Annotated in this window: 25 protein-coding genes and 1 tRNA gene; 19 read left to right on the forward strand and 7 right to left on the reverse strand. The window is 45.7% G+C overall.

The features are described from left to right. Positions 1-4 precede the first annotated feature (4 nt). Positions 5-2734, reverse strand: a complete 2730-nt coding sequence (locus tag ACZ5ZC_RS11720) for a heavy metal translocating P-type ATPase (protein ID WP_464931934.1) — start codon at positions 2732-2734, stop codon at positions 5-7. 479 nt (positions 2735-3213) lie between these two features. On the opposite strand from ACZ5ZC_RS11720, the gene chiP reads away from it, so the two are divergent. The 4 genes from chiP to ACZ5ZC_RS11740 all read left to right on the forward strand — a co-directional run bounded on the left by chiP (position 3214) and on the right by ACZ5ZC_RS11740 (position 8263). Further along, the gene (chiP, locus tag ACZ5ZC_RS11725) at positions 3214-4335 is read left to right on the forward strand and encodes a chitoporin (RefSeq protein ID WP_006743034.1); all 1122 of its coding nucleotides are present in this window, start codon (positions 3214-3216) and stop codon (positions 4333-4335) included. Positions 4336-4460: 125 nt separating this feature from the next. Next, positions 4461-5054, forward strand: a complete 594-nt coding sequence (locus ACZ5ZC_RS11730) for a YccT family protein (RefSeq protein WP_012842058.1) — start codon at positions 4461-4463, stop codon at positions 5052-5054. A gap of 178 nt (positions 5055-5232) precedes the next feature. Further along, positions 5233-6660 (forward strand): glutamate--tRNA ligase, encoded by a 1428-nt coding sequence (gene gltX / locus ACZ5ZC_RS11735; RefSeq protein WP_054868259.1) that lies wholly within the window; start codon positions 5233-5235, stop codon positions 6658-6660. A 640-nt stretch (positions 6661-7300) separates the two neighbouring features. Next, entirely contained in the window at positions 7301-8263 is a 963-nt protein-coding gene (locus tag ACZ5ZC_RS11740) for an OmpA family protein (RefSeq protein WP_006743033.1), read from the forward strand. 113 nt (positions 8264-8376) lie between these two features. On the opposite strand, the gene ACZ5ZC_RS11745 is transcribed toward ACZ5ZC_RS11740, so the two are convergent. The 3 genes from ACZ5ZC_RS11745 to ACZ5ZC_RS11755 all read right to left on the reverse strand — a co-directional run bounded on the left by ACZ5ZC_RS11745 (position 8377) and on the right by ACZ5ZC_RS11755 (position 10548). Next, complete coding sequence (locus ACZ5ZC_RS11745; protein ID WP_031780328.1) at positions 8377-8883, reverse strand: hypothetical protein; 507 nt, start codon at positions 8881-8883, stop codon at positions 8377-8379. Positions 8884-9160: 277 nt separating this feature from the next. Continuing rightward, positions 9161-9237, reverse strand: a tRNA-Arg gene (locus ACZ5ZC_RS11750). 177 nt (positions 9238-9414) lie between these two features. Then, the gene (locus tag ACZ5ZC_RS11755; protein ID WP_167426815.1) at positions 9415-10548 is read right to left on the reverse strand and encodes a flagellar assembly protein FlgT; all 1134 of its coding nucleotides are present in this window, start codon (positions 10546-10548) and stop codon (positions 9415-9417) included. Between the two features lie 169 nt (positions 10549-10717). Here ACZ5ZC_RS11755 and ACZ5ZC_RS11760 point away from each other — a divergent pair, with 169 nt between their 5' ends. Together ACZ5ZC_RS11760 and flgP are read left to right on the forward strand one after the other, a co-directional pair. Continuing rightward, positions 10718-11356, forward strand: coding sequence for a FlgO family outer membrane protein (locus ACZ5ZC_RS11760; RefSeq protein ID WP_005382013.1), 639 nt, complete (start codon positions 10718-10720; stop codon positions 11354-11356). A gap of 9 nt (positions 11357-11365) precedes the next feature. Continuing rightward, complete coding sequence (flgP, locus tag ACZ5ZC_RS11765) at positions 11366-11797, forward strand: flagellar assembly lipoprotein FlgP (RefSeq protein WP_031854523.1); 432 nt, start codon at positions 11366-11368, stop codon at positions 11795-11797. A gap of 112 nt (positions 11798-11909) precedes the next feature. Here the strand turns inward: flgP and ACZ5ZC_RS11770 are convergent, their stop codons facing one another. The 3 genes from ACZ5ZC_RS11770 to flgA form a co-directional block, all read right to left on the reverse strand. Continuing rightward, on the reverse strand, positions 11910-12335 hold the full coding sequence (locus ACZ5ZC_RS11770) for a flagella synthesis protein FlgN (protein ID WP_012842057.1): 426 nt from the start codon (positions 12333-12335) through the stop codon (positions 11910-11912). Positions 12336-12362: 27 nt separating this feature from the next. After that, positions 12363-12677 carry a flagellar biosynthesis anti-sigma factor FlgM gene (gene flgM / locus ACZ5ZC_RS11775; protein ID WP_005382018.1) on the reverse strand — a complete coding sequence of 105 codons (315 nt, stop codon included), beginning with the start codon at positions 12675-12677 and terminating at the stop codon, positions 12363-12365. A 116-nt stretch (positions 12678-12793) separates the two neighbouring features. Then, positions 12794-13540: a flagellar basal body P-ring formation chaperone FlgA gene (gene flgA, locus ACZ5ZC_RS11780; protein ID WP_005393139.1), complete on the reverse strand. Its 747-nt coding sequence runs from the start codon at positions 13538-13540 to the stop codon at positions 12794-12796. Positions 13541-13616: 76 nt separating this feature from the next. On the opposite strand from flgA, the gene ACZ5ZC_RS11785 reads away from it, so the two are divergent. From ACZ5ZC_RS11785 to flgL, 13 genes are all read left to right on the forward strand, one after another. Continuing rightward, the gene (locus tag ACZ5ZC_RS11785; RefSeq protein ID WP_005382022.1) at positions 13617-14543 is read left to right on the forward strand and encodes a chemotaxis protein CheV; all 927 of its coding nucleotides are present in this window, start codon (positions 13617-13619) and stop codon (positions 14541-14543) included. 11 nt (positions 14544-14554) lie between these two features. Then, complete coding sequence (locus tag ACZ5ZC_RS11790; RefSeq protein WP_005382024.1) at positions 14555-15382, forward strand: CheR family methyltransferase; 828 nt, start codon at positions 14555-14557, stop codon at positions 15380-15382. A gap of 307 nt (positions 15383-15689) precedes the next feature. Then, positions 15690-16085, forward strand: coding sequence for a flagellar basal body rod protein FlgB (flgB, locus tag ACZ5ZC_RS11795; protein WP_005382026.1), 396 nt, complete (start codon positions 15690-15692; stop codon positions 16083-16085). A 5-nt stretch (positions 16086-16090) separates the two neighbouring features. Beyond that, positions 16091-16504, forward strand: coding sequence for a flagellar basal body rod protein FlgC (gene flgC / locus ACZ5ZC_RS11800; protein ID WP_005393132.1), 414 nt, complete (start codon positions 16091-16093; stop codon positions 16502-16504). Between the two features lie 17 nt (positions 16505-16521). Then, entirely contained in the window at positions 16522-17232 is a 711-nt protein-coding gene (gene flgD / locus ACZ5ZC_RS11805) for a flagellar hook assembly protein FlgD (RefSeq protein WP_005393125.1), read from the forward strand. Positions 17233-17262: 30 nt separating this feature from the next. Continuing rightward, positions 17263-18576 (forward strand): flagellar hook protein FlgE, encoded by a 1314-nt coding sequence (gene flgE / locus ACZ5ZC_RS11810; RefSeq protein WP_005393123.1) that lies wholly within the window; start codon positions 17263-17265, stop codon positions 18574-18576. 289 nt (positions 18577-18865) lie between these two features. Next, on the forward strand, positions 18866-19615 hold the full coding sequence (flgF, locus tag ACZ5ZC_RS11815) for a flagellar basal-body rod protein FlgF (RefSeq protein ID WP_005382031.1): 750 nt from the start codon (positions 18866-18868) through the stop codon (positions 19613-19615). A gap of 18 nt (positions 19616-19633) precedes the next feature. Then, entirely contained in the window at positions 19634-20422 is a 789-nt protein-coding gene (gene flgG / locus ACZ5ZC_RS11820; RefSeq protein WP_005382032.1) for a flagellar basal-body rod protein FlgG, read from the forward strand. Between the two features lie 30 nt (positions 20423-20452). Further along, entirely contained in the window at positions 20453-21232 is a 780-nt protein-coding gene (gene flgH, locus ACZ5ZC_RS11825; RefSeq protein WP_006743029.1) for a flagellar basal body L-ring protein FlgH, read from the forward strand. A gap of 43 nt (positions 21233-21275) precedes the next feature. Further along, positions 21276-22367, forward strand: a complete 1092-nt coding sequence (locus ACZ5ZC_RS11830) for a flagellar basal body P-ring protein FlgI (RefSeq protein WP_006743028.1) — start codon at positions 21276-21278, stop codon at positions 22365-22367. Positions 22368-22383: 16 nt separating this feature from the next. After that, a complete protein-coding gene (flgJ, locus tag ACZ5ZC_RS11835; RefSeq protein WP_046874278.1) occupies positions 22384-23310 on the forward strand; it encodes a flagellar assembly peptidoglycan hydrolase FlgJ in 927 nt (308 codons plus the stop codon). A 160-nt stretch (positions 23311-23470) separates the two neighbouring features. Further along, positions 23471-25411, forward strand: a complete 1941-nt coding sequence (flgK, locus tag ACZ5ZC_RS11840; RefSeq protein WP_464931935.1) for a flagellar hook-associated protein FlgK — start codon at positions 23471-23473, stop codon at positions 25409-25411. Between the two features lie 13 nt (positions 25412-25424). Beyond that, complete coding sequence (flgL, locus tag ACZ5ZC_RS11845) at positions 25425-26618, forward strand: flagellar hook-associated protein FlgL (RefSeq protein WP_005393113.1); 1194 nt, start codon at positions 25425-25427, stop codon at positions 26616-26618. The last annotated feature ends 4 nt before the right edge of the window (positions 26619-26622 follow it).

The following is a 26622-nucleotide window of genomic DNA, read 5'->3' on the forward strand; positions in this document are numbered from 1 at the left end:
GTGGTTATTTTACTGAAAAAAGTCGTAGTCGATTTGCATTACTAACGACAGTAATAGATGACAGCGCCATTGCCGCACCTGCGACAACTGGGCTGAGCAAAAATCCAAATGCAGGATAAAGTACGCCTGCGGCAACAGGGATCCCCAGTGAGTTATAAACGAAGGCACCAAATAGGTTTTGCTTCATGTTTTTAAGTGTAGCGCGCGACAGTTCAATCGCATGTACCACCGCCATTGGTGACGTGTTCAGGATGGTCATTTGCGAACTTTCAATGGCGACATCACTGCCGCTACCCATTGCAATACCAAGGTTGGCTAACGCGAGAGCAGGGGCGTCGTTAATGCCATCCCCAACCATTGCCACAACATGGCCTTGGGATTGAAGTTGCTCAATGTGCTGAGCTTTCTCATCTGGCATTACTTGAGCGATTACTTCATCAATACCAAGTTCTTGACCGATAGCGTTGGCTACGTGTTGGTTGTCACCCGTCAGCATTACCGTTTTGATGCCTTGCGATTTTAATGCAGAGAGAGCGTGTTTTGCATCCGATTTGATTGGGTCAGCAATGGCGATCAGGCCGACTAACTCACCATCGAGCGCAACGGCAACCGGAGTCCATGCATTCTGAGCGCATTCGTCAATTGCATCCTGAAGAGCCTCTGTTGCAACGTTTTCCGCTTGCATAAATTGAAGCGAGCCAATAAGCAGCGGTTTACCTTGATACGTTGCCAAAATGCCGCGTCCGCGAACGTTTTCAAATTTATCGAGAGTCACTTCTTGTGTGTCGTGCTGATTAGCAAAGTCGCATACCGCTTTTGCTAGTGGGTGCTCTGACTGACGCTCGGCGGCGTACGCTAACCCCAACAGCTCTTCTTGGCTGGTGGTGTGAGTAAACACTTGCTGCACACTTGGTTTACCTTGGGTAAGCGTGCCTGTTTTATCGAACACAACCGTATCTATTTTACTCGCTAGCTGCAGGGCATCAGCATCTTTGATCAAAATGCCGAGTTCTGCGGCTTTACCCACTCCCACCGTAACAGAAAGTGGGGTTGCTAAGCCTAGAGCACAAGGGCAGGCGATGATAAGTACGGTTGTGGTGACCACCAGCATATAGCTCGCTTTTGGCTCTGGGCCAACGGCAAACCAAACAAGCGCGGCCAGTATTGCTATGCCTACAACGACAGGGACAAACACCGATGAAATCTGGTCTGCCAATTTCGCGATGGTGGGCTTGCTGCTCTGAGCGCTGCGCACCATACGAATAATACGTGCGAGCATCGTATTTGCGCCGATTCCGGTAGCCTCTATAGTGAGAGAGCCGTCGGTATTCAATGTCCCTGCGGATACATGTGCCTCTTGTGCTTTTAATACAGGAACGGGCTCACCTGTTAGCATGGACTCATCGATATACGATTCACCATTGATTACCGTACCGTCGACGGGCACTTTCTCTCCCGGCTTGATACGTAACTTCATTCCTAAAGTGATTTCTTCTACCGCGATTTGTTTATCACCTTGCTCAGTGATGACGGTCGCTTGTTGAGGCTGTAAGTTCACCAAAGCCTGAAGCGAGCGAGTTGTGTTTGCTTTCGCTTTGGCTTCTATATAGTGACCAAGTGAAATCAAACCAATGATCATCGCGCTGGCTTCGAAGTAAACATGACGAGATGCCATTGGGAACCAATCTGGGAAAATCACCACAAGCATAGAATAGAACCACGCTGCGCCAGTACCGAGCGCAACTAAGGTATCCATCGTGGCGCGCTTGTGAGTGGCTGCTAACCAAGCGTTACTAAAGAACTGTTTTCCGGCAGTGGCAAGCAGCAGTAAACACACAATACTGATCGCGCCCCAAACCAATTGGTCATTGGTGTTGCGAATCATCATGTTGCCACCAGCAACACCCCAAATCATCAAAGGGGCACCCACAACAAGGCCGGCAATTGCATCCAACTTAAAGCGTTTTTGCTGTTGACGTTGTTGCTGCGCTTGCTTTTCTTGCTGTGTCGCGGCGTCTTGTAAAACCTCGCCTTGGTAACCCGCTTGTTTGACAGATTGCAAAATAGATTGATGTAACGAATCTGAGTCTTCAGTCACAAACACCAGTGCGCTTTGTTCTGCGAGGTTTACCTGGGCTTTTTCAACCCCTTGTACATTAGTCAGGGCTTTTTCTACTGATGCGACACAGCTTGCACAGGTCATACCTTGAATCAACATCTGTAGCTGAGCCGTGCCTGCTGGTTGCTCGTCAGGCGCTGCTTGGTCGCCTTTTTCGCTTTGATATGTCTGGCTTTGGCGTTGATCGGGAGTGATTGCCTTGTGCTCTTCAGCAACTGAGTTATCAGTAACAGCGCTATTGTTGGCCGTATAGCCCAAGCTGGCAACTAGCTCAATGACTTGTTGCTCGGAGAGTAGGGTACGAATCTCTAAGTGCGTTGTTGAAGCCTCGAAAGAAATAACGTCTTGATGAGAGTCTAATAAAGACGAGAGTTTTTTCACGCAGCCGCCACAGCTTAAGCCTGAAAGGTTTAACTCGTACTGATTTCCTGCTTGGTAACCAAGAGATTCAATTGATGAGACAAGCTCTTTGAGAGAGGACTCGGTTTTGACCTCGACTTGCGTTGGGGACAAAGTGAGGATCTCTACATCGTGATTCGCATGTAAAGCCTTCTCAACTTTTCTCGCACAGCCCATGCAGTTGAGCCCTGATAAAGGTATAACAAACTGATACATAATCTGCACCTCAATAATAGTGATACATTGAGCTTAAACCTTCCTGCAAGGGTAAGGTCAATACCCATTTTTTGCTCTCAACAATTTCGTCAAAATCGCTTGAATCACAAAAGTTCACTGCCATTTTACTTGCGAGTGATCTCAAGGTTTTTTCTCTCTGAATATAAAGTTCCGTTAAAACACCTAAAAGATGAATGAAGTCGCTCACGCTTTTGAGATGCTCTCAATGTCAGTTCAGTGTCAAAAAGTGCTTTTAACGTTTTTGATTTTTTATATTTAAATTTAAGTTTTTGATTTTTAATTGATTATATTATTTTTGATCTTCTCATTTTGAAGTCGCTCAGATTGCTGTAGGGAAAGTTTTTTAGTGCGAAAAAAGTTTGTCATATTTGCCCCGTCCAAACATTGTTTCAAGTTCCTGCCATGTCCTAGTTAGCGAATTTGAAAATGGAAAAAACTAAAAAATATAGGGGTTAAAAATGTCTTACCTAAAGAAAAGCCTACTTGCTACGGCAATCACAGGCATGATGTTCAGTGGTGCTGCATTTGCTGATGGTGCAAACAGTGACGCAGCAAAAGAGTTCCTAACCAAAGATTCATTCTCTTATGAAGTTTACGGGATCATCGCGATGCAGGCCGCGTACCGCGATTACGATTCTGGAAACAAAGCAACGGACGATGATCTAGGTGGCATGCAGCTAAACAACGAATCTCGCATCGGTTTCCGCGGTAAAAAACAATTTGCTAACTTCGGTCCTACTTTTATTTGGCAAATCGAAGGTGGTTACGTTGACCCTAGCTTTGGCGGCGAGGGTGCAGGTCTTGGTGAACGTGACACATTCGTCGGTTTTGAAAGTGCATCTTGGGGTCAAGTTCGTTTAGGTCGAGTATTAACACCGATGTACGAATTGGTTGACTGGCCTGCATCTAACCCAGGTCTCGGTGATGTTTACGACTGGGGTGGTGCAATCGGTGGTGCTAAGTATCAAGACCGTCAATCAAACACCATTCGTTGGGACTCGCCAATGTATGCGGACAAATTCTCTCTAGATATTGCGGCTGGTGCAGGTGACAAAGCGGGTCTGGGTGAAGGTGATGACTACTGGGGTGGTATCGCAGCGCACTACAAAATTGGTCCAATTCAGTTAGATGCCGCATACGAGGGTAACCGTAACATTAAGATGGAAGGCCAAACGTGGGAAAACAACACATACTTGGTGGGTGCTCAAGGCTGGTTTGATAACGGTATTTCTTTCTTCGCGCAATACAAATACATGGAAGCTGACGCAAGCAACGGCGTGAGTGAGAAGCAAGACGCAATGTCTGCCGCTATCATGTACACCACTGGTGATTGGCAATACAAACTGGCTTACGCAGCGAACTTTGATCTAGAGCGTGATGGTAAGACAATTAACGATACAGCAGACGATGTACTATCTGCACAAGTTATGTACTTCGTAGACCCATCGGCAGTGCTTTACGTACGTGCTCGTACTCTAGACTTTGGCGACGGTGCATATCAACTGGATAAACCAACAGAAGCGCGTTGGAAATCTGCGGACTACGATGAGTTCTCTGTGGGTGTTGAATACTACTTCTAATAAAGAAGCAGCTAAAAGGGCGGAAACGCCCTTTTTGTCTTGATACTGATTCAAATAAGCCTTTGGAATGACGGGCCTGTAAGTTTCAGAGGTTTATCTAAATTAGTATAAAGTGAGAAACCACGATGAAAAAAACAACGACACTTCTCGGACTTTGCGCAATGCTTTCTGCGCCTGCTTTTGCTGCTCAACTGACTCTGCAAGCTGAACTGGTTCCTCGCGTTCTCAACGGTGAGTTCGTGTACCCTGAGTGGATTTCCAAAAATAACAGCATCGAGCTGAAGGACGGGGAAAATCAGTTGGCGGTGACGGTTGGACAAATTGTCTTTGAAGATGGCAAGCGCCGTAAGTTCGATTCGCAGCCACTGGTATTAGAGTTTGAAGCAGAAAAAGACGCCGAGCTATCGCTGACTTACAAGGCGTTCCGTACCATCGAAGAAGCGAAAGCCTTTGAACTCGATCCAAAAGTGGTATTGAAAGACAAACACGGAAAAGAAGTGGCATTCTCTATGGTTCAACTTCGTAAAGGTGGTTTGCAAGGTTTTCGTGATTACGAGCGAGAAGTGGCTGACTATAACAATGCAATGAACAAAGAATCGACCAAGGCAAGCATTGCGTCTTCTCCGGCGGAAACCAAAACAATCAAAGCATCGTTTAATGAGTTAAGCCGTGAAGAGCAGCAAGAATTTATGCAATGGGCGATGCGTAACCTGAAGTAATTTCGTTCTGCACTTTAACAGTAAATAGGAGGGCAGTACCTTTATTGGTGCTGCCCTGTTTGTATTTCTGGTGTCAAACCGATTGTAGAATTGACTTACGGTGGTAAAATGTCGCCACTTTTATCCTTGACATTACAACGAGAGATCTCTCGTTGCTCATTACCCCTAAGGAACTCAAATGACGGTTAAAACTCGTTTTGCTCCTAGCCCAACTGGCTATCTACACGTTGGTGGTGCGCGTACTGCACTTTACTCTTGGCTATACGCTAAAAACCAAGGTGGTGAATTCGTTCTACGTATCGAAGATACAGACCTTGAGCGTAACTCTCAGGAAGCGGTTGATGCAATTCTTGAAGGCATGGAATGGCTAGGCTTGGAGTGGGATGAAGGTCCTTACTACCAAACTCAACGTTTTGATCGTTACAACGAAATGGTTGATAAGCTGCTGGCAGAAGGCAAAGCTTACAAATGTTACGCGTCTAAAGAGCTGCTAGATGAAATCCGTGCAGAGCAAGAAGCAAACAAAGAAATGCCTCGTTACGATGCGAACCATCCAAAAATCAAAGCGGCAAACGAAGCGGCAAAAGATGGCGATCCATGTGTTATCCGTTTCCGTAACCCGAAAGAAGGCAGCGTAGTATTTGATGATCAAATCCGTGGTCGCATTGAAATCCGCAACGATCAAATGGATGACCTAATCATTCGTCGTACTGACGGTTCACCTACTTACAACTTTTGTGTAGTAGTGGATGACTGGGACATGGGTATCACTCACGTTGTTCGTGGTGAAGACCACATCAACAATACGCCTCGTCAAATCAACATCTACGAAGCACTAGGTGCGCCAGTACCAACGTTTGCGCACTGTGCAATGATCTTGGGTGATGACGGTGCGAAACTGTCTAAGCGTCATGGTGCTGTATCGGTCATGCAATATCGCGATATGGGTTACCTGCCTGCGGCACTAAATAACTACTTAGTGCGTCTAGGTTGGTCTCATGGCGACCAAGAAATCTTCTCTCAAGAAGAGATGATCAATCTATTCAGCCTAAATGCAGTATCTAAGTCAGCGTCTGCCTTCAACACGGACAAACTGCAATGGTTGAACAACCATTACATCAAAAACTCAGATCCTGCGTACGTTGCAGAGCACCTACAATGGCACCTAGATCAACAAAAACTAGACGTAACGAATGGTCCTGCTATCACTGACGTGATCAAGCTAGTGGGTGAGCGTTGCAACACGCTGGTTGAGCTAGCTGAGCAAATCCGTTACTTCTACGAAGATTTCTCTGAGTTTGAAGCGGGCGCAGCGAAGAAACACTTACGCGGTGTGGCTAAAGAGCCTTTAGAGCTTGCTCTAGCGAAAGCTGAAGTACTGACCGAGTGGACAACAGCAAACATCAAAGATGGCGTTATCGCTGCAGTCTGTGAAGAGCTAGAAATCGGCATGGGCAAAATCGGTATGCCATTACGTGTTGCTGTAACAGGCGGCGGTCAATCTCCTTCTGTCGATGCAGTAATGGAACTGGTTGGCAAAGAGCGTTGTGTTGCTCGTATTAAGATGGCGCTTGAGTTCATTGCTGAGCGTGAAGCAAACGCATAATTGCTTTGAACTAAAGGTTCTTTTGAATAAATAGTCACAAAGCCGCGGTAAACACCCGCGGCTTTTTTGTATCTGAATCCTAGATAATGAGAAACCTTCTCATATGTCGGTGAAGGATGTGGTATTTAGGACCGTAATTCACCTAGGTATGGATAAGATTTTTTAATCCAAATATCGTTGGCATGAATAAAAAACGAGCGATTATATATCAAATATCTGATTGATTTTTATCCACCTTCCTTAAAGTTCCATTTTTGTTGTCTCATTTTTAAGAAAAAACTTTGCTTAAGTTGTAGTGTTCCAGAAAATAAAGCAAACGTTTGCGTCGTGATTGTGTGGGGATTTTTTTGCTTAAGATCACATGTTGTTGAGATTTTTGATGACAATAAATTGACAGAATTGGGATTTTTCTCGCGATTTCTTAGCGTTATAGTTCACCCCGTCAGTGATACCGAGATGGCGATATGTATCACTGAACAGGAAATGTACGTAAGTAGCTTCCATAAAAAAAATGCATGTGCATAAAAAGAAGCTGACTAAGTATCTCACTCAAGGAATGAATAAAAAGAATTGAAATACAACGTCAGTCAGACGGCGCATTTCGGCATCTAACAAAAGAACTTCTTTAGAGGAATCAATAATGAAAAAATTAGCAGCGGTAATTTCAGCGTCTCTACTTATGGCTTCAGCAGCACAAGCAGAAGTATACGTTGGTGGTAAGATGGGTAAGTCATGGATGGAAGACGCGTGTGTAGCGGGCCAGGCTTGTGACAAAGACGACTCTACTCTTGGCGCTTTTGTTGGTTACGAAATGAATAAATACTTCGCAGTAGAAGCAGGTTTCGACAACATCGGTGATTTTAACCAAACTTCTTTCGGTGGCCATGTAGAAGCAATCACTCTTGCACCTAAATTCAGCCTACCAATCACTGAAGACATCGCACTTTACGGTAAAGTGGGTGGCGCTTACGTAATGTTTGATGGTAAAGATGATTACTCTTACCTAGGTGCAGCTGGCCTTGAGTTCAACCTAAGCCAAAACGTAACTGCTCGCGCGGAATACCAAACTCTGACTGATATCAGCAACGATGTAACTCGTGCGACAGGTAACACAGCAACACTGGGTGTTTCTTTCAAATTCGGTGGCAACGATGAGCCAGTAATCGTAGAAGAGCCAGTTGTTGTTGAAGAAGTGGTTGTAGAAGAAGTGGTAGAAGAGCCAGTAGTTGTAACGAAAACATTCGAAACTCAAACAATCGGCACTGGTAGCTTTGATCTAAACAGCACAACTCTAAAACCAGAGAGCGCTGCAAAACTTGATAACCTAGTTGCTTTCCTAAACGAGCACCCACAAGCGAACGTTGAAGTTGTAGGTTACACAGATACTTCTGGCCCAGCAGCTTACAACCTAAAAGTTTCTGAGAAACGCGCGGAATCTGTAGCTAACGCACTTGTTGAAAAAGGCATTGATTCATCACGTATTCAAGCGCGTGGCGAAGGTGAAAACAATCCAATCGCTTCAAACGACACTCGTGAAGGTCGTCAGCAAAATCGTCGCGTAGAAATCGTTGTTCCAGAATTTGAATACCAAGTTCAGCAATAAGCTTCTATCCGACCGTAGTATAGAAGACTAAAGCTGAAAGCCCCAAAGAGTTCGCTCTTTGGGGCTTTTTCATTTCTATTTGAAACGGACTGAAAAGTTAAAAACGGTAAACATCACTTGAGGTCAATGCTGTTTAAGCGCCCCATGAACGTTAGGATTTCCAAGTTGTCTTTATGTGCTTCTAGCAACGCTTTTTTGGTTTGCATGTAGGCGGCAAGCTTGCCGTATTTACTAATAGAGCGAACCACCGTTTTGTATTTGTAGTCACCGTCGTCATTGAACTCTCGCCACTTAGCGATGTAACACGTATCTCGGTTATCTGGGTTTTCAAGAGTGGGGTTAGGCTTGTGAACAATTTTTGGCTCAACGCTGTGTGGGAGTCTGGTCATGAGATAAGGATCCTTCAAAAGACGTCGCCAAAATTTGCCCCACATTTGCCGGCCTAATTCGTTTCTCAGCTTAATGGCTTTTTGTAAGCCTTTCTTTTCTCCAATACGAACAAACCCAACCGAGCGGTGCAGTACCGTGTCCTCGGGGGTATGGATATGAATCTTAAAGGCAGTCTTGCCTTTAGAAATAAAGCGGTGTCCAGTGTTAGTTATTAAATTGCTCTTAGACATAGTGCTAACTAATAATTTTATTAATAGCTAAAAGGGTAAGCAAAACTCATAGATAATTAAAGTAATAAAATACAAAACTGTAAATAGGGCTTGTTGAAATGATTTCAAGGGGAAGAGGTCGGAACAGTAAAAGGTTTTATCTCGTCGAGTAAAGGAGTGAGACGATCATATTGATTACTGAAGAAATTGTTTCACACGTTACTTGCAAACGCTCTGTGAAGCTCGAAATAGTGGATACAAAAAAGCCTTAGCTCAAGTGGGAACTAAGGCTATGATATGGCGCCCCCAGTAGGATTCGAACCTACGACCTGTCCCTTAGGAGGGGACTGCGCTATCCAGCTGTGCCATGGGGGCGTAATACCAATAGTTGCAGTTCATTGAACCGTTTTACTGAATGCAAACCTAGCAACTTTGTTTAGGTCTTTATCAGCATCACTTTGAACGACTCACTACGGTCATTGGTATAATCAAATAAGATGCGCTGCCTATGATATTCAAAAGTGAGCATATCTCAAGACTTAATGTTTGCTTTTATAGGATCTTGTTCATTACGTCGCCAATTTGAACACTAGAGGCTAAATTTGGCTGATCAATCGTAAGCTCGGCTTCGTGTTCGTATATACGTGATACCGTCAATGTAATTTCACTTTGCGATACTTTATTTCTTGGTAGTCCGTTTTGGTCGATAAATGATGCGGTGTGCCAAAGCTGCAATTTGTCTCCCTCTTTGACGCCATGCATACGGCCGAGATCCATCGTTACTGTATTGCCGAAGACAGCAACGACCTCTGGCAGCGTAATTTTGCAAGACAGCTCTGACTCTAGATCCAGCATTATATTGCGACTAACGCGTAGCATCATCTCGCCATAGGTCGACGCCCAAAAGCGCGCACTGCGAGTATCCACTTGGCTCGTTTTGGCAAATGGCCAACGCGCCACTTCACGGTAGGCTTTGTTGAAGACTTCATGGCCAGTTTTACCATCAAATACTTTCATCTCTAACGCAAACTGACGATTGATGATGTCATCTTGCAGTAGTTGAGATTCGACCGTCGCAGTGAGATCGGTAATGACTCCCCCAATGATGTATTGTGCGCCGTTATCTTGCGCGATCATTTGAGTACGAGCGGGATAGTTACTGCTAATTGAATAGTCCGTTGTACCCACAGATACAAAGCTGCGAGAGGTTTGATCCAGCTGGCGATTCACCACGCGGCTAAAATCGTCACCCACTTGGTAAATCTGTCCCATCACCGCTTGTTGTGGTGAGGCAACCTCAATATTGCCGACAAGGAGCGTCTTTTTGTATTGATCGGTGTGGCAACCCGTTGCCGATGGATAAATATCGACGCGAATTTTTACCTCGACTTTACCTCTACGTTTACGTTCAGACTCGACCAAAATGTAACGGACTTCATGGTTGGTAAACTGGTACTCGTTACGGCTTTCTTCTAATAGCGGCATCAAATTGCTAATACTGCCAATATCTGCGCCCGAAAAATTGACGGCTTTGAACAGCGCGTCTTCCAACGCATGGAGCCTTGCCGTCTCTTCTGAAGAAACGATAGTGGCAACGCCTGTTACTTCATACCAAGATGCCATTACTTTAAAAGGCACAAGCATCACTAAAGTGATTGAAAACAGACTGTTTAATATTTTTTTCATTGATTACAACCGTTCGGGTATAAATATTGCTTTAACAATTTCAGTGAAGTTTGGTGGATTTTTCTTCGTTAGGCAAACAAAGAAAAGCAAAGACTGTTCCAATATTCACTTTCTTAGAAAGGAATTAATCAAGAACGGTATCACCTAAGATTATCTGGAGAATCAAACCATGAAAAAGTGGCTTGTCGCCGCATCGATGATGACGCTTCTGACATCGTGCGCGTACTCACCGATTTACAATGGTAAAGAACCGTACTCGGGAAGCCAGTTCATGCTTATGGATAGTCCACGTCATACGATGGACTTTTTCATTGAAAGTATGACCGAAGACCTGATGGTTTCTAATGTGGCGGTATCTGCGCGGACACCGATTGCGATTACCTCGTTTGTTGATCTACAAAATATGGATGCAACAAACTGGTTAGGCAACTCGGTCTCGGAAGGTTTTATCCATCAGTTCCAGCGCCGAGGGTTTAAAGTGGTTGATTTCAAAACTACGGGCTCTATCCAAGTGACGCAACAGGGCGATTTTGCTTTAAGCCGTGATTGGCAAGATCTGGCGCAAGAGCAACAAATTCAGTATGTACTGACCGGCACGATGCTTCGCCAAGAGGGCGGGGTGCTGGTCAATGCACGTGTGGTCGGTATGCAGAGCCGTGTGGTTGTAGCAACGGCGCAGGGTTTCCTTCCGGCTGACCGTATTGGTCGTGACTTAGATACGTTAAACAGTATCCGTACGCAAGATGGCGTGTTGATTCGCTCAGACCCAACCATTCGTCAGCCGTACACTGTGATTCTGCGTCCATAGGATAGAAGCATGAAGAAGTTCTTATTTATTATTGCCACACTGATATTAGTGGGGTGTCAGCCACTACAACAGATGCGTCAAGATGAAATCTTAGTGGCAGTGGGTTATGCGAGTGTCAGTGAGCAAACTGGCCGCACAGTAGAAGAGAAGCGTGTACGAGCGATGCGCGCATCAAAAATTGATGCTTATCGTGAGCTAGCAGAACAAGTTTATGGCATGCGTGTTAGTGGACGTGCCGAACTGCAAGACCAGCGTTTGGGTATTGAAAGTACCACTGGTGCGGTCGATGGTGTGATTCGCGGTGCAGAAGTTGTGCGTAGTTATCTTGTTGAAGACAGTTACGTGACAGAGCTGCGTCTTGATATTCGTAAGATGGATAAGTTGCGTGATTACGGAGAAGTTCAACAGGTGCCTGAGAAGCGTCAACAAACCTTGTTCTAATGCACTGAGCGCATTACTTCAGAAGACCAGATAATCTTTCCAGCGGCTGATTGGCAACAATGAGTCGCTTTTTTATATCTACATTCTAGAGATGGTGGGGCAGGAGTGACGTTTAGGCTTTTATATTGGTGCCAAGTGTCGAAATAGTATGGGTTTTGCCACCGGCATTGTAGGTCATGCCCACTTTGCCATGAGTTCGCTGAAGCATGTTATTGAGTTTATTGAAACTCAGCTGTGCGCGACTAAGCGATTCACCATTTACTTTGTTGACTTGTTGACAGTCGAGGACGATCGATTGGATTTGAGCAACAACCTGACTTAGGTGCTCATCTTCAGTAAGTTGATTGACGTGCGGGTGAGAGGCGATTCGCTGATCAGTCGTTCTAAGCTGATCAATGAGTGTCATCTTCTGTTTGGCAATATTCTCAATCTCGGTAGAGACACGCGCAGTTATCGCTTGTGTTTCTTGACGCAAAACAGCAGAAAGTGCCTTAGCATTTTCTAGTTGGAAATTGACGAGATCGACTAATGCTGCCATAAAATACTTACCTTCGGCCTAAGTCAGTTAGCTTTTGCCTTGCAATTCGTTTTCAAACTTAATCATGTTGTCGGCCAATTTTTCAGGATCGACTTTGTATGAACCGTTTGTGATTGCTTCTTTGATTGCCGCCACTTTGGCGCTGTCATAGGCCGGAGAAGCTGCCATATCTTTTTGGAGTTTGCTAACGGCTTTGCTTTGCTGGCTGAGTGATACAGCGTCTTGTTGTGCGGGTGCTTTTTTCGATTCAGTCGTGCTGGTAGCATTGGAATCGTTACGCGCAGGTGCACGACTTGTCGTCGTCATCATTTGCCCTGAACGTATATTATCTATACCTGCCATGTTTAACCTTTGCCTTGTATCGTAATACTGGTATCCAGACTATCGACCAGTGCAAAAATAACTTTAGTCATTTTTTGCATTTTTATTGATCAGTTTAAACACGCTACCAGTGGGTATTAAAAATTAACAGTGATTTCCGCAATGCCAGTCACTATGCCTTCTATTATACGCTGTGACTTATCATTTTTCACTCTTACTTGATCGCCAGCCGCACCATCTTGCAATGCTGTGCCTTGAGTGGTGATTGTCATGCCAGAATTCACCGCTTTAATTGTGACCTTTTCATTCCGGCAAACGACACAGACATCATTACGCTCAACAACATCACCTAAGCGAACGTTGCGTTTTAGCTTTGCGCCAACCACTTGATCGTAGTTAGAAAAGCCATCTTTGCGAAAGCGCTGCAGCTCGATCATGGAAGTGGTGACATCCGACGCGCTGACGATTTCTCCTCTCCCTAGTGTTCGTGTTGCGACGATCATTGGCACCGATACAGAGATCCTTACAGGCACATAGACTTTCCAGTCATCCGGTGGGCATTCCACTAGAACATTGATGTTGCTTCGAGTACTGCTGGTGGAAGAAGCTGACGTATCTAGGGGCACTGGGCAATCCGTTGCTTTTATTCTCGAGTCGATATCTGCCGCATTAACAGATAGCTCGCCACCATCAGGCTGATCAACTGTAGCAAGAATATGTTGTTCTGCTGCCGTTTTTATTTGCTCGATCTGATTATCTGAAGCTGAATGAACAAAAAAGCTAAACATACTGAGCAAAATGCCGATAGACTTAGCGTACTTTGTAATTAGCGCTCTACATATTGTCATAGTCAATGGTGTCGAAGTGAAAGTGAAATACGCCATACTGTCTCCCTGGTATCGTGCTTGCCAGTGGTAGAGTATCATTTAAAAACAAAAAGTTTGAGATGGAGATGAGCATATGACGGGGATTCTTGACTCGGTGAATCAGCGTACGCAACTCGTCGGTCAGAACCGATTGGAATTATTGACCTTTCGACTGATGGGCCGACAGCGCTACGGCATTAACGTATTCAAAGTGAAAGAAGTACTGCAGTGCCCTAAGCTGACTTCAATGCCAAATCTACACCCGCTGGTAAAAGGTATCGCTCATATCCGCGGCCATACCGTGTCCGTTATTGATTTGAGCCTGGCAATTGGTGGCCGCCCAACCACTGATCTGGATAAATGTTTTGTTGTTATCGCAGAATTTAACCGTACGATCCAAGCATTTTTGGTATCATCGGTTGAGCGTATTATCAATATGCATTGGGAAGCGATTTTGCCACCGCCAGACGGTGCGGGTAAAGCGCACTACTTGACCGCAGTGACGAACATCGACAACGAGCTGGTTGAAATCCTTGACGTTGAAAAAATCCTGGCGGAGATTGCGCCGGTTGATGAAACGATGGATTCCGCTATCGGTGAAGAAATCGCGCAAGCAGAACAAGAAAAGCCTATTGTACGCCGTATATTGATTGCTGATGACTCGACTGTCGCGCGTAAACAGGTAGAGCGTGCGATTACATCAATCGGTTTCGAGGTCGTATCTGTCAAAGATGGCAAAGAAGCGTACAATAAGTTGATTGAAATGGCTCAAGAAGGCAATATCTACGATCAAATTTCGTTGGTTATTTCCGATATTGAAATGCCAGAAATGGACGGCTATACCTTAACGGCTGAAATTCGCAGACATGCCGATTTGAAAGACCTTTATGTTATCCTCCATTCTTCATTAAGTGGTGTATTCAACCAGGCTATGGTTGAGCGTGTAGGTGCCAATACCTTCATTGCGAAATTTAACCCAGATGAATTGGGTAACGCGGTTAAATCTGCATTAACACAATAAAAGAGACATTAATGACTGCTATTACAATCAGTGATCAAGAGTATCGTGACTTTAGCCGTTTTCTAGAATCGCAATGTGGCATCGTGTTAGGTGATAGCAAGCAATACCTTGTGCGTAGCCGACTGAGTCCTTTAGTGACGAAGTTTAAGCTCGCATCGTTATCAGATTTGCTACGTGATGTTGTTACAGGGCGCAATCGTGAATTACGAGTGGCCGCTGTGGACGCGATGACGACTAACGAAACCTTGTGGTTTCGAGATACTTATCCGTTCACAGTTTTAGCTGACAAATTATTGCCAGAAGTAGCGGCAAGCAAGCGCCCAATCAAGATCTGGTCTGCAGCCAGTTCATCGGGCCAAGAGCCGTATTCTATTGCAATGACGATTCTGGAAACGCAACAGCGTAAGCCGGGTTTGTTACCAAACGTGTCTATTACAGCAACAGACATTTCAGCAAGTATGCTCGAAATGTGTCGTGCAGGTGTGTATGACAATTTGGCTCTAGGGCGCGGACTTTCACCAGAACGTCGCCGCACCTTCTTTGAGAATGCGGACGGTGGCCGTATGAAAGTCAAAGACAACGTCAAACGTTTGGTGAACTTTCGTCCACAAAACTTGATGGACAGTTATGCACTGATGGGTAAGTTCGACATTATTTTTTGTCGCAACGTGCTGATTTACTTCTCACCGGAAATGAAATCAAAAGTGCTTAACCAAATGGCGAGCAGCTTAAACCCAGGTGGTTATCTGCTGTTAGGGGCATCAGAGTCGCTAACTGGTCTGACTGATAAATTTGAAATGGTGCGCTGTAATCCGGGTATCATTTACAAGCTTAAATAGCGGTATCTCTTCATTGATAAAAAGCCTGACCTCGTGTCAGGCTTTTTTTGTTTGCTGGTTTCCTGCCTTCGAGTGTTTCCACGTTTTCACTTGCTAAATTGAAGCGCGATTTTGCTTTGTTCCCTCATCACGGTGTATCTTTATTAAGTGAACAAAGTGAAACGACATGACATTCCAGTCACTTTGGCTCACTTATTGCTATTCCAATGGGTGATAGCTATTAAGTAGATAGAGCGCTTTATGTTTTTGGCATGCTAATTGCTTTTTGGTTATCAATCACGGTCAGTTCTTAATTGTAGAGGCAAACATGGCTATATCTTTTGACAATGCACTAGGCATCCACCAGCACACGGTGGGCGTACGTGAGCGCAATGCTGAGGTGATTTCCACCAACATTGCACAAGCCAACACGCCTGGTTACAAAGCAAGAGGTTTAGACTTTGCGAAGGAATTGCAAGCGGCAACATCTGGGGCAAGCATTGGTCTTAGTCGTACGGATGGTCGGCATATTCCTGCCACTACAACGTTGGTCGGGGACAAGCTATATCGTCTTCCTACGCAGCCTGATACGGGTGATGGCAACACGGTAGACTTGGATTTAGAGCGTAACTTGTTTATGCAAAACCAAATCAGACACCAAGCATCACTCGATTTTCTAGGCAGCAAATTCAAGAACTTAACCAAAGCAATCAAAGGGGAATAATTTAGATGAGCTTATTTAACGTTTTCAATGTGACAGGTTCCGCAATGAGCGCTGAATCCGTTCGTCTGAACACTACCTCAAGCAACTTGGCGAACGCCGACAGTGTCAGCAGCTCTGCGAAAGACACTTATAAAGCGCGCCATGCTGTGTTTGGAGCTGAGTTAAGTAACGCCATGCGTGGCGGTGATACGGTGCCAGTGAAAGTGATGGGCATTGTAGAAAGCGATAAACCGCTGAGTGCGGAGTACAACCCAGACCATCCCCTTGCAAACGAAGAAGGCTACATCTACAAGCCGAACGTCAATGTAATGGAAGAAATGGCGAACATGATTTCAGCTTCTCGCGCATACCAAACCAATGTGCAAGTAGCGGATTCTAGTAAACAAATGCTGCTGCGTACGCTGCAGATGGGTCAATAAGGATAAGGAGGTAGCGTATGGCCGGAATTAACAACGTTGGTCAAAGCGGCTTGTCCTATATCGACCAGCTTAAAAGTCTACAAGAGAGTAACAAGAAGACGGAAGAGAGCACGGGTAAGCAAGACCTAAAACAGGAAGACTTCTTATCATTGCTCACGAAGCAATTGTCTCAACAGGACCCTTTTAAGCCGGTAAGTAATGACCAGATGATTGCGCAAATGGCTTCATTTGCGACCGTTGATGGCATTGGCAAGATGAACACTCAGTTTGAGAGTTTGAACTCGTCAATGACATCAAACCAAGCGTTACAAGCTTCCTCTTTGGTAGGACGTGACGTATTGGTCCCAGGAGCGGCAGGTGTGAAGCAGGACGACGCGCCAATGGCGGCAATGGTTAAGCTTTCACAATCTATCGATAATCTGTTTGTTCGTGTAGAGGATGAAGCTGGCCAACTGGTTCGTACTTTTGAGGTAGGAGCGAAACCAGCCGGCGACACGCGTGTGCTTTGGGACGGTAAAGATGAAAGCGGAAATCCACTGCCTGCTGGCAAATACAAAGTGAAAGCGTCTGGCTTAGTTGAAGGGGAGTCGCAAGAGTTCCCAGTATCGACATATGCCAACGTAAATAGCGTATTGCTCGGCAAAGGTGACGGAAACGTATTACTCAATCTGGCTGGTTTTGAATCGCCAGTTCGACTTGCAGAAGTATTGGAAGTCGGCAAAGCGTAGTTATAGCTCGCTAGATTAGGAGATTTTGGAATGTCATATGTATCTTTAAGCGGTTTGTCCGCCGCCCAACTGGATTTGAACACCACCAGTAACAACATTGCGAACGCCAACACGTACGGCTTTAAAGAGTCCCGTGCTGAGTTTGCTGATGTTTACTCTAACTCTTTATTTACTAACGCAAAAACCACGCCGGGTGGTGGTGCGCAAGCAAGCCAAGTGGCGCAGCAGTTCCATGAAGGCTCAAGCATTTACACCAACAACCCAATGGATCTGCGTGTTTCGGGTACAGGTTTCTTCGCCGTGGCGAAGGAGCGTCTGACTCCACAACAGAATGAACTGACACGTAATGGTGCATTCCATTTAAATAAAGAAAACTACATGGTGACCGCGAACGATGAGTTCTTATTAGGTTACCAAGTGGATCCAAGCTCTGGTGAGGTTTCTTCATACGAGCCACAACCTATCAATATTCCTGCTGAATTTGGTAAGCCAAAGCAAACAGCAAACATTGAAGTGGGCGTGAACTTGCCAGCAAACGGCGATTTGAAAGATCCGACTCAGTTTGATTTTTCAGACCCAGATACATACAACCGTTCAACTTCTTCGACTATTTATGACTCGATGGGTCAGTCTTACAAGCTAACGACGTACTACTTGAAAGATCAGACTCAGCCAAACACTTGGAACACTTACTACACCGTGACAGATAAAGAAGGCGAAAAGCCTTTAAATGTTGCGGCAGGTGATGCACAAACGCCAACAGGCCATGTGGGTCATACCATGAAGTTCAACAACGATGGTACGTTGGCGAGCTTGAACAATGGTCAGCCAATTACGTCTGTGGCATTAGGCGATCCGGCGACGAACACGACACCAGTCGATATGAATGGTGCCGATCCTGCGCAGACGCTTAACTTCGGTTTAGGCTCGGCAACACAGTTTGCTGCTCCGTTCGAACTGACTAAGTTCGATGAAGACGGTGCAACAACGGGTTTCCTAACCAAAGTTGACTTCGATGAAAACGGCAGCGTAATGGGGACTTACTCAAACGGTGAAAACGTCACATTGGGTCGTGTAGCGCTAGTACGTGTTCCAAACGAGCAAGGTCTGGATAAGAAGGGCGGTACGCAATGGGATTCAACTCAGTTCTCTGGTGACAAGATTTGGGGTGAATCTAACAAAGGCTCTTTTGGCACCATCAACAACGGTATGCTGGAACAGTCAAACATTGATATGACGCAGGAGCTGGTGGACCTGATTTCTGCTCAGCGTAACTTCCAAGCAAACTCACGTTCGCTAGAAGTGCACAACCAGCTACAACAAAATATCCTGCAGATCCGATAATCTGCATCATCAAGTTAGGCGAGCTTTCGCCGCTTGGCTTGATAACATCATGACATTCATCTGATGCTTAGCCTGAAAATACCTCAGTTCAGGTTAAGCATGCTTTGATCTCTGATTTGCCGCCGTTGCCGCCATGTGGATCAAAACCTTGCCCCTTGTTGCAGTTTTCTGCCACTGAAACCCCTCTTAATCTTTTGTTTCTTATTTAAATATTTGATAAATAAGCTCATTCTATGTTGGCATAACTATTGCTTTTACTCCGTGTACAGAGAAGTTTTTGGAGTAATTTATGGATCGCGCACTGTTTCTCGCAATGAGTGGGGCCAAGCAAAATATGCAGGCACTACAATTGCGTGCTAATAACTTGGCTAACGTAAGCACGACAGGGTTTCGTGCGGATTTAGCGCAGGCTCGCTCAATGCAGGCTTATGGTGAAGGCCATCCTTCACGTGTTTTCAGCATGACAGAGCGTCCAGGGCATAACTTTGCTCAAGGTAGCGTGATTACAACAGGGCGTGATCTGGATGTGACGATTGAAGGCAGCGGCTGGATATCGGTACTCGATCACACAGGGAAAGAAGGGTTGACCCGTAACGGCAACCTAAAAGTCGATCAAAATGGCATGCTTACCAACGCAAGTGGTCATTTGGTGCTGGGTGAAAACGATGCGCCGATTACTTTGCCTATTCCTCTCTCCAAAATTGAAATCGGTCGGGATGGCACCATCTCTGTGCTTCCTCAAGGTGCCCCGGCGGAAGAATTCCAAGCGGTTGATCGCATCAAGCTTGTTAAGCCTAATGATCAAAGCTTATTTAAAGACACCAATGGCTTATTTCGCCATAAAACTCCAAATCAACCTTACGAAGCAGACGCGACTGTTAGCCTCCAGACAGGAGCGATTGAAGGCAGTAACGTGAATGCCGTAGGTGAAATGACCGCATTGATTGACTTACAGCGTCAGTTTGAAATGCAAGTCAAGATGATGAGCACTGCTGAAGAGATGGATAAATCTTCAGATTCACTGCTTCGTATGAGTTAACAGAGTTAGAGGTTCACTATGCATCCAGCACTATGGGTAAGTAAAACAGGTCTAGACGCCCAACAAACCAACATTGCCACGATTTCGAACAACTTGGCGAACGCCTCTACTGTGGGCTACAAAAAGAGCCGTGCGGTATTCGAAGATTTGTTCTATCAGAACATCAACCAGCCTGGCGGCCAATCATCTCAGAACACTGAACTGCCGAGTGGCTTGATGCTAGGTGCGGGTTCTAAAGTGGTTGCGACGCAAAAAGTGCACACGCATGGTAATGCGCAGACAACGACCAACGCACTGGACATGATGGTTGAAGGCGACGGCTTCTTCCAAGTGACGTTGCCGGATGGCAACATCGGTTACACCCGTAACGGTCAGTTCACGTTAAATGGTGAAGGCACGTTAGTCACGTCGGGTTCTGGCTACCCTGTAGAACCTGAAATTGTGATTCCAGAAGATGCGATTTCTATCACTGTCGGTACGGATGGTGAAGTATCGGTTCGCGTCCGTGGTCAGCAAGACAACCAAGTCGTTGGTCAGCTAACCATTACAGACTTTGTTAACCCAGGTGGCCTAGAGCCAATTGGCCAGAACCTTTACTTACCAACGGGTGCCAGTGGCGATCCACAAGAAGGTGTTCCTGGTTTGGACGGTTTGGGTGAAATCCGTCAATCCATGCTGGAAGCGTCTAACGTGAATGTAACGGAAGAGTTGGTCAACATGATCGAAGCCCAGCGTGTTTACGAAATGAACTCAAAAGTGATCTCGTCAGTCGATAAGATGATGAGCTTCGTTAACCAGCAGTTATAACGGTTAAGAGCAAGAATTGAGGAGCTCACGATGAAACGTATTTGTCTACTTGCTTTGATTGCCACGATGTCGGGTTGTGCCATGTTAGAGCCGATTGAAACGGATGAAGTGACACAAGCAACGACGGTGGTTGACGCGGTAGAAGGCGATAAATCGAAAGAAGAGAGCAGCGGTATCGTGGATACACTGCGTGGCAGAAGCGATCCGGTTGCGGGTGATCCTGCATGGGCTCCTATTCATCCGAAAAAGAAACCTGAGCATTATGCTGCTGCAACAGGTTCACTGTTTAGCGCCGAGCACATTACCGATCTTTACGACGATTCCAAGCCACGTGGTATTGGCGACATTATTACCGTGACACTGGATGAGACTACCAGCGCCACGAAAAGCGCCAATGCCGATTTATCGAAAACCAATGAAGCGCAAATGGACCCGCTTCAAGTGGGTGGCGAAGAGCTGCAAATTGGTGGCAAATACAATTTCTCTTATGACTTAAATAACTCAAACTCATTTGCGGGTGACTCTTCTGCTAAGCAGAGTAACAGCATCAGTGGTTACATTACTGTTGAGGTGATTGAAGTTTTGGCAAATGGCAACCTCGTTATCCGTGGAGAAAAATGGATGACGCTTAATACGGGTGATGAGTACATACGTTTAAGCGGCACTATTCGTCCGGATGACATTAGTTTCGACAATACTATTGCATCAAACCGCGTTTCTAACGCAAGAATTCAGTATTCTGGCACCGGTGTACAACAAGATATGCAAGAGCCGGGTTTCTTGGCACGATTCTTTAATGTAGCGCTATAACACGCCGTGCTGACGGCAATTTGACTGCAAGAGATAAGTAAGCATGAAAAAACTCCTTTTAATACTGATGAGCGTTGCTCTGTTTTCTACCGCTGCCCAAGCTGCACGTATCAAAGACGTCGCGCAAGTGGCAGGTGTACGAAGCAACCAACTCGTGGGTTATGGTTTGGTTTCAGGCTTACCTGGCACAGGCGAAGCGAACCCGTTTACGGAGCAAAGTTTCGCCGCCATGCTGCAAAACTTCGGCATTCAGATGCCGCCGGGCACAAAGCCGAAAATTAAAAACGTTGCCGCAGTCATGGTAACGGCAGAATTGCCGCCATTCTCTAAACCAGGTCAGCAAGTAGACGTGACAGTCTCTTCTATCGGTAGTGCCAAAAGTTTGCGTGGTGGTACGCTACTACAAACGTTCCTCAAAGGTCTCGACGGTCAAGTTTACGCGGTTGCTCAAGGTAACTTAGTGGTGAGCGGTTTCAGTGCTGAAGGCGCTGACGGTTCCAAAATCGTAGGTAACAATCCAACCGTTGGTCTTATCTCTAGTGGTGCGACAGTAGAGCGCGAAATTCCAAACCCATTTGGTCGTGGCGATTACATCACGTTCAACTTGCTTGAGTCAGATTTCACAACGGCTCAACGTATGGCGGATGCGGTAAACAACTTCCTTGGCCCACAAATGGCGAGTGCAGTAGACGCGACGTCGGTACGTGTACGTGCCCCTCGTGATGTCAGCCAGCGTGTGGCGTTCTTATCGGCAATTGAAAACCTAGAGTTCGACCCAGCAGATGGCGCAGCCAAAATCATCGTTAACTCTCGCACGGGTACCATCGTAGTTGGTAAACATGTTCGCCTTAAACCTGCTGCGGTAACGCATGGTGGCATGACGGTTGCGATCAAAGAAAACCTGAATGTTAGCCAACCGAACGGCTTTTCTGGTGGGCAAACCGTTGTCGTACCAGACTCAGATATCGAAGTCAGCGAAGAGCAGGGCAAGATGTTTAAGTTCGAGCCAGGCTTAACGTTGGATGATTTGGTCCGTGCCGTTAACCAAGTCGGCGCAGCGCCGTCGGATTTGATGGCTATCTTGCAAGCATTGAAACAAGCTGGTGCCATTGAAGGCCAGTTGATCATCATTTAATGGTTAGAAGGTAGGTATAATGAACAATCCTAACGACATTGGTTTTATTCATGACATCAGTTCGCTGGATACCTTGCGTCAAAAAGCAGTGAAAGAAGGTAAAGATGGCGAGCAAGAAGCACTGCGTGCAGCGGCTCGTCAGTTCGAATCTATTTTCACCTCCATGATGTTGAAATCAATGCGAGAAGCCAATGAGGGCTTTGAGTCCAACATGATGAACAGCCAGAACGAGAAGTTCTACCGACAAATGCTGGATGAGCAGATGGCGAGCGAGCTCAGTTCGTCTGGTTCAATGGGCTTGGCCGATATGATTGTTAAGCAATTAACGGCTGGGCAAGGTAACGACAAGAGTGAAACGGCAATGCGTGATGCGGCAAATAATGCCGTGGAATATCGTCGTGTTGACCCGAAAAAAGCGCGTGAGATTGAACAGCGCTTGATTGAATCTGGTCAGCTATCTCGACCAAGCAATGAACCAACTCGATTCGATTCGCCAGAATCTTTTGTTAACTCGATGAAGCCATACGCGGAGAAAGCTGCGAAAGCCCTAGGTGTCGAGCCATCTCTGCTACTTGCGCAAGCGGCTTTGGAAACCGGGTGGGGACAAAAGGTCGTGAAGAACGCGCGTGGCAGCAGCAACAACTTATTTAACATCAAAGCAGATCGAAGCTGGCAGGGTGACAAAGTGACGACTCAAACGCTAGAGTTCCACGATAATACGCCAGTGAAAGAGACGGCAGCGTTTCGCGCCTACTCAAATTACGAAGACAGCTTTAATGACTTTGTGCGCTTTTTAAATGACAACCCACGTTACGAGACAGCATTGCAACAGCGAGGGAATTCAGAGTCCTTCATTCGCGGCATTCACAGCGCGGGTTACGCGACCGATCCGAATTACGCAGACAAAGTCCTGCAGGTGAAGCAGAAAATCGAAAGTATGTAATTTACTCTTCGCCAGTTCATGTTGTTTTCGAAGGCTTGCCACAGTGCAAGCCTTTACTTTTTCTGAACATTCACACCTCTATTTTATTTGGCACACCTTTTGCTTTGATGTGTCTAGGTGATCGGTTTTGCCGATTTTATTTCGTTTTTGGGGGGCATGTATGGCGTCAGATCTTCTGAATGTAGGTACTCAAAGTGTGCTTACTGCTCAGAGACAATTAAACACCACTGGTCATAACATTTCTAATGTTAATACAGAGGGTTATAGCCGCCAGTCTGTTATCCAAGGTACGAATGATCCGCGCATGTTTGGTGGTTCTACCTACGGCATGGGTGTGCATGTGGAAAATGTTCGCCGCTCGTGGGATCAGTTTGCCGTGAATGAACTGAACTTGTCGTCAACCAACAATGCCAACAAAACGGATACCCAAGACAATCTTGATATGCTCTCTAGCATGTTGAGCTCAGTTGCATCGAAGAAAATTCCAGAGAACTTGAACGAGTGGTTCGATGCGGTCAAAACCATGGCAGATACCCCGAACGATTTGGGGGCACGGAAAGTGGTATTGGAAAAGGCGAAAATCTTCTCTGATACATTAAATGACTTCCATGAAACCGTGCGATTGCAATCTGATGTGACCAATAAAAAATTGGATATGGGCATTGAACGCGTGAACCAACTTGCGTTGGAAATCCGCGATGTGCATCGGTTAATGATGCGCACACCCGGTCCACACAATGATTTGATGGACCAGCATGAAAAGCTGGTTACTGAGCTATCTGAGTACACCAAAGTAACCGTAACCCCACGCAAAAATGCCGAAGGGTTTAATGTTCATATTGGCAATGGACACACGCTAGTTTCGGGCACGGAAGCAAGCCAGCTCAAAATGATTGACGGCTATCCTGATGTTCACCAGAGACGATTAGCAATGGTGGAAGGAGATGGCATTAAAGCGATCAAGTCTGACGACATGGATGGCAAAATCGGTGCCTTGCTTGAAATGCGCGACAAACACATTCCACAACTTCAGGATGAAATGGGCCGTTTAGCGACGGGATTTTCCTACAAAATTAATCAGCTGCAATCTCAAGGTCTGGATCTTAACGGTAAGATAGGTAAAGACGTATTTACCGACGTGAACTCTGAGCTGGTGGCAAAATCTCGAGTTTTTGCTGCGCCTGACTCTCAAGCTGATGTTGCGGTTTACATTGATGATATCTCAGCGATCAAAGGTGGTGAATATTCGCTACGTTATGATGGCGACCAGTATAGCGTGACAACACCGAAAGGTGAGCAAATGTCGTTGAACATTGATCAATCAGATTCTTCGTTTGTTCTGGATGGTATGAAAGTGCAAATCGGTGAAGGTCTTGCTGCTGGTGAGCGCGTATTATTGCGCCCAACACGAAGTGGCGCAGCCATCATCAAGATGGAAACCAATGATGCAAAAGCCATTGCAGCGCAAAGTTATGAAGCTTCAACCACTTTTGCTCAAGGTAACGCCAAGTTCAAAATTCGTGAGGCGGGGGATGTCAAAGAGTTTGAGGTCACCGTACAACCAGCCGACGAGAAACATGATAAGCCGTGGTTAAAGATCACGGACAACAAAGGCAATTTGCTATCGGACAAATACTCATACCCGCTAGACAAAGATAACCCGATGATTGAAATCTCAGTGCCGAAAAGCCATCCGCTGTATAAAAACGGCGATGTAACCGTGTTTGAGTTGAGCGAAGGTGCGCTGATGAATGACAAGTTCACCGCGAACTTGGTGCCTTCGGAAGGTGGTAATGGCAACTTGAGAAAAATGCAGAAGATCCAAACAGATAAGATGATGGACGGAAAATCCAGTACCTTGATTGATGTTTATCACAACCTCAATACCGAAGTCGGATTGAAATCTTCTACAGCAAACCGATTAGCCTCCGTCGCTCGCTTAGAGCATGAGGCGGCACAAGAGCGCGTTGCTTCTATTTCTGGCGTTAACCTCGATGAAGAAGCGGCCAACATGATGAAGTTTCAACAAGCGTACATGGCTTCATCACGTGTGATGCAAGCGGCGAATGATACCTTCAATACCATTTTACAACTGAGGTAAGGAGAAGAGATAAGTGCTAACCCGAATTTCTAGTTTCCATAACTATCAGTCCGTACAAAATGATTTGCGTCGTCAAGAAAATAAGGTTCACCATAACCAAGAGCAACTTGCTTCAGGGAAAAAGTTACTGAAACCTAGCGACGATCCCCTTGCGTCGCATTACATTCAAAATATTAGTCAGCAACAAGAACAGCTACAACAATACCTTAGCTCAATAGTGTTGGTGCGTAATCGTCTAGAAAACCACGAAGTTAATATCGCCAATGCAGAGAATTTTGCCGACGAGTCGAAGCGCTTAACGATGGAGATGATTAACGGTGCGTTTTCTGCGGAAGACCGACAAGCAAAGAAGCGTGAGCTAGAAGAGATTGCGAACAACTTCCTTAACTTAGTGAATTCGCAAGATGAATCTGGTAACTACGTGTTTGCTGGCACTAAGCCAAAAAGCCAACCATTCTATCGCGATAAAGACGGTAGTGTTCAGTACGCTGGAGACGATTACCAGCGCAAAATGAAAGTCTCCAGCATGCTTGAGATGCCAATGAACGATCCTGGCAGCAAGCTGTTTATGGAGATACCAAACCCATTTGGCGATTATCAGCCGAATTACGATCTACAAAACGGTTCTGAGTTGCTATTAAACAGAGCCACTAACGTTGATACGAAGGATGATGCGGCGTATCGCGTGACATTTGTCGATATGAACAACGGCAAATTTGGTTACCAACTAGAGCGTAACGGTAAAGTCGTGGATGCCGATGAGTTTTCTCCAGAAAAAGGCATTGAGTACAAAGGCCTGAAAGTGCACGTAAAAGGTCAAATTACGCCTGGCGATAGCATCGAGATCGAAAAGCGGGCAGAGTTCAGCATTTTCGATACCTTCAAGGATGCAATGGCGTGGTCAGATAAATCGGTGTCGGATACGTCGGCGACCGCCAAATTGCACCAAATGACAGAAGAATTTCACGCTGCTTTTATCCATTTGAATAAAGCGCGTACTGATGCTGGCGCTCGATTGAGCACGCTCGATATCCAAGAGCAAAACCACGAAGACTTTAATTTGTCTCTGGCGAAAGCGAAGAGCAACTTTGAGGATTTGGATTACTCTAAAGCCGTTATCGAGTTCAGTGAAAACTCGCGAGCGTTACAGGCATCGCAACAAGCATTCGGTAAGACCAAAGATCTAACTCTGTTTAACTATATTTAGTCTG

The sequence above is a fragment of the Vibrio sp. JCM 18905 genome (assembly GCF_055393305.1).

Bases quoted from the DNA above. Each gene is read 5' to 3' on its own strand.
- flgC (WP_005393132.1), top strand. From the start codon at position 16,091: ATGAGCTTATTTAACGTTTTCAATGTGACAGGTTCCGCAATGAGCGCT.
- flgG (WP_005382032.1), top strand. From the start codon at position 19,634: ATGCATCCAGCACTATGGGTAAGTAAAACAGGTCTAGACGCCCAACAA.
- flgD (WP_005393125.1), top strand. From the start codon at position 16,522: ATGGCCGGAATTAACAACGTTGGTCAAAGCGGCTTGTCCTATATCGAC.
- flgP (WP_031854523.1), top strand. From the start codon at position 11,366: ATGAAGAAGTTCTTATTTATTATTGCCACACTGATATTAGTGGGGTGT.
- flgH (WP_006743029.1), top strand. From the start codon at position 20,453: ATGAAACGTATTTGTCTACTTGCTTTGATTGCCACGATGTCGGGTTGT.
- gltX (WP_054868259.1), top strand. From the start codon at position 5,233: ATGACGGTTAAAACTCGTTTTGCTCCTAGCCCAACTGGCTATCTACAC.
- flgM (WP_005382018.1), bottom strand. From the start codon at position 12,677: ATGGCAGGTATAGATAATATACGTTCAGGGCAAATGATGACGACGACA.
- ACZ5ZC_RS11755 (WP_167426815.1), bottom strand. From the start codon at position 10,548: ATGAAAAAAATATTAAACAGTCTGTTTTCAATCACTTTAGTGATGCTT.
- ACZ5ZC_RS11745 (WP_031780328.1), bottom strand. From the start codon at position 8,883: ATGTCTAAGAGCAATTTAATAACTAACACTGGACACCGCTTTATTTCT.
- flgK (WP_464931935.1), top strand. From the start codon at position 23,471: ATGGCGTCAGATCTTCTGAATGTAGGTACTCAAAGTGTGCTTACTGCT.
- ACZ5ZC_RS11830 (WP_006743028.1), top strand. From the start codon at position 21,276: ATGAAAAAACTCCTTTTAATACTGATGAGCGTTGCTCTGTTTTCTACC.
- flgB (WP_005382026.1), top strand. From the start codon at position 15,690: ATGGCTATATCTTTTGACAATGCACTAGGCATCCACCAGCACACGGTG.
- flgA (WP_005393139.1), bottom strand. From the start codon at position 13,540: ATGGCGTATTTCACTTTCACTTCGACACCATTGACTATGACAATATGT.
- ACZ5ZC_RS11790 (WP_005382024.1), top strand. From the start codon at position 14,555: ATGACTGCTATTACAATCAGTGATCAAGAGTATCGTGACTTTAGCCGT.
- ACZ5ZC_RS11770 (WP_012842057.1), bottom strand. From the start codon at position 12,335: ATGGCAGCATTAGTCGATCTCGTCAATTTCCAACTAGAAAATGCTAAG.
- ACZ5ZC_RS11740 (WP_006743033.1), top strand. From the start codon at position 7,301: ATGAAAAAATTAGCAGCGGTAATTTCAGCGTCTCTACTTATGGCTTCA.
- flgE (WP_005393123.1), top strand. From the start codon at position 17,263: ATGTCATATGTATCTTTAAGCGGTTTGTCCGCCGCCCAACTGGATTTG.
- chiP (WP_006743034.1), top strand. From the start codon at position 3,214: ATGTCTTACCTAAAGAAAAGCCTACTTGCTACGGCAATCACAGGCATG.
- ACZ5ZC_RS11720 (WP_464931934.1), bottom strand. From the start codon at position 2,734: ATGTATCAGTTTGTTATACCTTTATCAGGGCTCAACTGCATGGGCTGT.
- ACZ5ZC_RS11760 (WP_005382013.1), top strand. From the start codon at position 10,718: ATGAAAAAGTGGCTTGTCGCCGCATCGATGATGACGCTTCTGACATCG.
- flgF (WP_005382031.1), top strand. From the start codon at position 18,866: ATGGATCGCGCACTGTTTCTCGCAATGAGTGGGGCCAAGCAAAATATG.
- ACZ5ZC_RS11730 (WP_012842058.1), top strand. From the start codon at position 4,461: ATGAAAAAAACAACGACACTTCTCGGACTTTGCGCAATGCTTTCTGCG.
- ACZ5ZC_RS11785 (WP_005382022.1), top strand. From the start codon at position 13,617: ATGACGGGGATTCTTGACTCGGTGAATCAGCGTACGCAACTCGTCGGT.